Source organism: Rhizobium ecuadorense (genome assembly GCF_001187535.1).
GTDB lineage: Bacteria > Pseudomonadota > Alphaproteobacteria > Rhizobiales > Rhizobiaceae > Rhizobium > Rhizobium ecuadorense.
In genome coordinates, this window is record NZ_LFIO01000898.1 from 1 (window position 1) to 270 (window position 270).

A 270-nucleotide genomic window follows, 5' to 3' on the forward strand; every position below is an offset into this window, starting at 1 on the left:
CCGTATGGGGCGCAATGCACCAACTGTGATCATCGTTGAGCATTCTACATTGGCGCGCACCACCGTGGTGAAGCTTCTTGAGCGTGAACTCACCGGGTGGAACGTTATAGATCTGATCTCGACCGAGAGTCTCGATCGAGCTCTTGGAGCTGAGGTGCGTTTGATTGTATTAGGTCTGGCCGGCAGAGGTGTTGAGAGCACCAGCCTGCGGGATGATCTCGCGGCGATTGCTGCACGTTTTCCTGAGGCGCCTGTCACGTTGCTCTCAGG

1 pseudogene is annotated in these 270 nt (G+C 56.3%); it reads left to right on the forward strand.

Features of this window, described 5'->3' with window-relative positions:
* A pseudogene (locus tag AF337_RS15895) lies at window positions 1-270 on the forward strand (DNA-binding response regulator); the annotation flags it as partial.